This window comes from Moorena sp. SIO2C4 (genome assembly GCF_010672485.1).
Classification (GTDB): domain Bacteria; phylum Cyanobacteriota; class Cyanobacteriia; order Cyanobacteriales; family Coleofasciculaceae; genus Moorena; species Moorena producens.
Genome location: NZ_JAAHGN010000488.1, coordinates 1 through 5,421 on the forward strand (window position 1 = coordinate 1; position 5,421 = coordinate 5,421).

Below are 5,421 nucleotides of genomic sequence, written 5' to 3' on the forward strand. Positions count from 1 at the left end.
CTGGGCCGCAGTCAGGCTGGGGCTGTGGACCGCGGTCAGGCTAGGGCTGTGGGCCGTGGTCAGGCTGGAGCTGTGGGCTGAATGCCCTGGATCCACTAAAAGATGCCTTAGAGGCAGGAAAAAAACTCAAGTGGTCAGTTGGGGTAAGCTCTGACACTAAGGATATAGCGATGAGTTCTCTACAGCAAGCCTTTTATGGGGTTAGAGAGCGCAACCGCTTAGAAGGTCATAATGATACAGTCAACAATGTTAGTTTCAGTCCCGACGGTGAGCTAATTGCTACGGCTAGTTCCGACAATGTCAAAATCTGGTCCAAGGAAGGGAAAGAACTCTACACGTTAGCAGGAAAGCATAAACATAAGGATGAAATCAGAAGTGTTACCTTCAGTCCTGATGGAAAGTTGATTGCCACGGCTAGTAAAGATAAAACTGTTAAAGTCTGGCAACGGAATGGTAAGTATATTCAAACCCTGACAGGGCATACCGGTTGGGTTTGGAGCGTGCGTTTTAGCCCTGATCTCAAAAGCCTTGCTGCTTCTAGCGAGGATGGAAGAGTTATCATCTGGAGCCTCGAAGGCAAAAAACCCCAAATCTTCAAAGCCCATGATAAAGCAGTGCTCAGTATTAGTTTCAGCCCCGATAGCAAGGTGCTGGCAACTGGTAGTTTTGACAACACGGTTAAACTCTGGCGTAGAGACAGGAATGGCTTGTACAAGAGAAAGCCTCTAACCATACAAGCCCATGAGGATGCGGTTTTCAGCGTCAGTTTCAGTCCCAAAGGTAAACTGATTGCTACTGGTAGTAAGGATAAGACTGTCAAACTCTGGAAAATGGACGGTACTCGGTATCAGACATTGGGAAATGATGACCATGAAAGTCATCAAAGTACTGTGACTAGCATCACTTTCAGTCCGGACGGTCAGACCCTTGCTAGCGCTAGTGCTGACAACACCGTTAAACTTTGGAATCGAAATGGCAAGCTACTGGAAACCCTTACCGGTCATGAAAGTACCGTATGGAGCGTTAATTTCAGCCCCGACAGCCAGACCCTTGCTAGCGCTAGTGCTGACAACACCGTTAAACTTTGGAGTCGATACGGTAATGAACTCCCTATTCCCACAGGGGAAGAGAATACCGTTTTCAGCGTCAGTTATAGCCCCGACGGTCAGACTATTGCTACGGCTAGTAAGAACAACACTATCCAACTCTGGAGCTTAAATGGTCAATTGCAGCGAACTCTGACTGGTCATACCGATTGGGTGTGGGGTGTTAGTTTCAGCCCTGATGGTAAAACTATTGCTAGCGCTAGTGCTGACAAGACTGCCAAACTCTGGAATAAGAATGGTAAGTTACTGCACACCCTATCTGGTCATGAGAAAGTGGTTAGGAGTATCACTTTCAGTCCCGATGGTAAAATTATCGCTACGGCTAGTCGGGACAACACAGTTAAACTCTGGAATCAGAATGGTATCCTGATTAGAACTCTGACTGGTCATACAAATTGGGTAAATAGCGTCACATTCAGTCCTGATGGTGAGACTCTTGCTACGGCTAGTGCTGCTACGGCTAGTTCTGACCCAACCGTCAAACTCTGGAATGTTAGTGATGGCAAGGAACTGAAATCTTTCGATGGTCATACCGATTGGGTTTTTAGCGTTCGTTTCAGCCCTGATGGTAAAACCCTGGCCTCTGCTAGCAGGGATAAGACGGTTAAACTCTGGAATGTTAGTGATGGTGAGGAACTAACATCTCTTGATGGTCATCAGAATACCGTCTGGAGTGTGGTATTTAGCCCCGATGGTGAAACCATTGCTACAGCTAGTGCTGACCAAACTGTCAAGGTTTGGAACAGGAAAGGTAAACAACTTCAAACCTTTTATGGCCATGATGATGGTGTAGTTAGCCTCAGTTTTAGTCCCGATGGCCAGACTATTGCATCATCAGATTCATCTGCTAGAGTAATTATATGGAATTTAGACAATATCCGACATCCTGATCAACTACAGTCCCTTGCTTGCGATTGGCTACAGGATTATCTGAAGCACAATACTAATGTCAATAAGGGGGAGCGTCGTTGGTGTCGTTAGTGGGTGAGTGCTGAGTCCTGATTCCGTGAGAAGCAGTCTGGCATGGGATGGCAAACCACTATGGCAATTTTCATAATTGTTAGGTAGTAGTGTTAGATAGTGTTAGGTAGTGTTAGGTATTAGGTGTTACTACTTAACACTTAATCAGATCATGACTAATCACAAAAAAATCACAAAAAATTGCCATTTTGCTACCAGGATAGAATTTAATTTCCTGATAACATAATTACCTCACTTGCTGGCATACGCACTTGCTGGCATAAGCAATATCCTTAAAATCATGATTAACTCACCCCTACTCGAGCCTGTAGCTACTCACCACCGGGATGCTGTAGAAGAACTAGCCTGGGCAATAGCTGCTAGTGAGGGACAGTTTTTACTGATGTTAGCACACTGTAATTATGCCAAGTGGCGTAAGCGAGTGGTGCGCAGGCTACACAAAATTTCTTCTGTCCCAATCCGGGAAGTATTCCTAGACCAATCTGCTTGTACACTCTACACCACCCTCCGACAGGAAATCGGGGAGGAACAGCCAGCAGCCTTGATGGTGTTTGGTTTAGAGTCAGTCACGGACCTTGATGAACTGTTAATCGCCACTAACCAAGTTAGAGAAGAGTTTCGCAAAAATTTCCAGTTTCCATTAGTGTTGTGGATTAACGATGAGGTACTGTGTAAGCTGATTCGCATCACACCAGATTTTCACAGTTGGGCAACAACGGTTATGTTTGAAATCCCAACCTCAAGACTAATTCGCAACCTACAACAAAAAGCCAATTCTTTATTTACCAAAGTCTTGGAATTAGGTGCCAGTGAAATTTTCCCCAATGATGCTATCTTAGGTGCTGGTTATACTACGGAAATTAAGTTTGCCTTACGGGATTTGGAAAGTGGGAACCACGAGTTGCCACCAGAGTTGCTAGCCAGTCTTAACTTTGTCTGGGGTCGAGAGGCTTATGGATTGGGCAAGATTGATGTTGCTATTACCCACTATCAGAAAAGTTTAGAATTCTGGCAACAGGAACCCCGCAAGCAGGAGAGCAAGCCAGAAAACAACGGTGAGATTCTCCCTGGACTTGGTCTGCCTACCTTCATATCCCGTAAACCCATTACCCCTCCACGTCGCGAGCGACAAGCAGTTATCCTGTTTCACCTAGGATTATGCTATTGCGATCAGGCTAAGCAGTATCCACCGGGAGACCCTAGCTATCGAGAAAATTGGCACAAGGCTAAAGAGTATTTAGAGCAGTGTATGGTGGTGTTCGAGCAAGAGCAACGACCGGATTTAGTGGCTAAGTTGATTAATCAACTCGGTGAGATACTGCAATCTCTGGAAGCCTGGGACGATTTGGCAAGTCTAGCTACAAAGTCTCTAGCACTACACAGAACCTACTCTGCTCCTGTTCAACTGGCTCAGGATTATGGATTTATAGCAAAAGTGGCGCTACACAAATCCCGCTGGCAGGAAGCTTACACAAACGCAATATATGCCAATGTAATTATAACAAAAGTCACAGAAGAACAGGGTGTTGCCCACCATCGGGAAGATTTGTTGGCCTATGCAGCAGAGGGAAGAGGGGGAAGTAAAAAATTGTCCTATTATCCCCCAAGTATCCAAGCCCAAGAACAGCAACAGTACCCTAGCTATCAGGAAAATTCTGCTTTATCTTGCCTCAATGGAGTAGTTAAAATAGATAAACAGATTATAAATAAATATACAAATAAATCTCCCGTTGGTCGCTATCTGTTACTTCTGGCTCAAGCGCAACAACACTTGGGTCAACATTCCGAAGCGATTAGCCATCTGGAACGGGCTAGGGAGTTAGGGATTCAGGATGACCCGAAACTCTACCTGGAAATCCTGGAAACTCTCGGAACCCTCTACTGGCAACAAAAACGATATCAAGCAGCATTTAGATTAAAACAAGAACGGCTTGCGATCGCACAACAGAATGGTTTACTTGCTTTTATCGGTGCAGGTAAACTCAAATCCTCCCAACAGAATCAGTTAGCACAGAATCAGTTACCACAGAATCACTTAGCACAGACAAAGAGTAAAGGTAGCGCTACCGTATATCAGGCCATGACTGCTTCCGATTGGCAACACAAAGTAAAAGAGCTAGTGCAACGCATTGCCAGCACCCAGCACAAACTAACTGTAATTTATGGTCAAGCTGGAGTGGGCAAGAGTTCCTTACTAGAAGCTGGGCTAATCCCTGCCCTAAAACAACAACCCATTGGTAACCGTAATGTAGTCCCAATTAGATTGAAGGTTTACACTGACTGGGTCACAGAGCTGGGTCAACGTATCCTAGAGTCGAAGGGTGAAGGTTATTCACCGTTGAAGGTTGAAAGTTTAAAGGTTGAAGGTTTAAAGGTTGAAGGTTTAAAGGTTGAAGGTTATAAAAACAACTTTGAACTGGTTACTATTCTAGATCAGTTGCAAAAAAATCAACGGCGAAACCAGATAAACATCCTGATTTTTGACCAATTTGAAGAGTTTTTCTTTGCTTGCCGAGAGCCAGCTGAACAAAAACGCTTCTTTGAATTTTTCCGTGACTGTCTTAATATTCCCTATCTCAAAGTCATCCTGTGTTTACGGGAGGATTATCTACACCTATTATTAAAGTGCGCTCGTCAGGTAGATTTGGATGCCATTAATAATGATATTCTTAATAAAGGTATCCTTTATTATGTCGGGAATTTTTCTCCAGACGAGGCAAAATCGATTATTTATAATCTAACCACTAAAGCTAAATTTTACCTAGAGGATGCATTACTCGATGAGTTGGTAAACGACCTAGCTAAGAATGAACCAGTGGGAGAAGTAAGCCCGATTGAATTACAGATAGTGGGAGTGCAACTGCAAACTGAGCAAATCACTACCTTAGCAGCTTATCGACAAAACGGATCAAAAGAAAAGCTAGTGGAGCGCTATTTAGAAGGGGTTGTTTCTGATTGTGGTTCAGAAAACCAAAACGCGGCTTGGAAAATTTTGGGTTTGTTAACGGATAAGCATGGTACTCGACCATTCCGAACAAAAGATGACTTAGGAGCAGAGTTACAATTATCCACTGACCAGTTAGATTTTATCCTAGAGCTATTGGTCAAATCAGGTTTAGTCATGAAATGGCAGCAAGAACCAGAAGCTCAATATCAACTGATGTATGATTATTTAGTTGAGCCGATTCGTAGGCGTTGCTGATTGTAAGCTATCAGCTATCAGCTATCAGCTATCAGCTATCAGCTATCAGCTATCAGCTATCAGCTATCAGCTATCAGCTATCAGCTATCAGCTATCAGCTATCAGCTATCAGCTATCAGCTATCAGCTATCA

Annotated in this window: 2 protein-coding genes; both read left to right on the plus strand. The window is 44.1% G+C overall.

What is annotated here, in order from left to right; translation table 11 throughout:
• Nucleotides 1-170 precede the first annotated feature (170 nt).
• On the plus strand, nucleotides 171-2,087 hold the full coding sequence (locus F6K20_RS22625; RefSeq protein ID WP_287296101.1) for a WD40 repeat domain-containing protein: 1,917 nt from the start codon (nucleotides 171-173) through the stop codon (nucleotides 2,085-2,087).
• A 280-nt stretch (nucleotides 2,088-2,367) separates the two neighbouring features.
• Nucleotides 2,368-5,289: an nSTAND1 domain-containing NTPase gene (locus F6K20_RS22630; protein ID WP_287251147.1), complete on the plus strand. Its 2,922-nt coding sequence runs from the start codon at nucleotides 2,368-2,370 to the stop codon at nucleotides 5,287-5,289.
• Nucleotides 5,290-5,421 lie beyond the last annotated feature (132 nt).

Bases quoted from the DNA above. Each gene is read 5' to 3' on its own strand.
- F6K20_RS22630 (WP_287251147.1), top strand. From the start codon at position 2,368: ATGATTAACTCACCCCTACTCGAGCCTGTAGCTACTCACCACCGGGAT.
- F6K20_RS22625 (WP_287296101.1), top strand. From the start codon at position 171: ATGAGTTCTCTACAGCAAGCCTTTTATGGGGTTAGAGAGCGCAACCGC.